Origin of the sequence: Butyricicoccus sp. AM27-36 (genome assembly GCF_003480945.1) — a bacterium.
Lineage (GTDB): Bacteria > Bacillota > Clostridia > Oscillospirales > Butyricicoccaceae > Agathobaculum > Agathobaculum butyriciproducens.
Genome location: NZ_QUJR01000041.1, coordinates 340 through 571 on the forward strand (window position 1 = coordinate 340; position 232 = coordinate 571).

The 232-nt window shown below is 52.6% G+C and carries 1 protein-coding gene; it reads left to right on the forward strand.

Annotated features, from left to right (window positions below):
• On the forward strand, positions 1 to 192 hold a 192-nt coding region (locus tag DW724_RS15870; protein ID WP_202183553.1), incomplete at its 5' end, for a hypothetical protein.
• Between the last annotated feature and the right edge of the window lie 40 nt (positions 193 to 232).

A 232-nucleotide genomic window follows, 5' to 3' on the forward strand; every position in this document is an offset into this window, starting at 1 on the left:
TTCAAGTACTTCCAGCCGGCAGGCGGCATCGCAATCGCATTTGACGATATGAAGACCTTGCAGGCTCACGCACTCATGCAGGCAATGCACGGCGGTGAGTACATCTGCGACTTCGAGATGGGCGCCAAGGTTGACGGCATTATCAACGCAGTGCTCAAGTCCGTTAAGTCGGGCACCTGGGAAAAGTGCTGAGGGAGGTTCAAGGCTATGTTTAATAATGTAAAACTCGGCA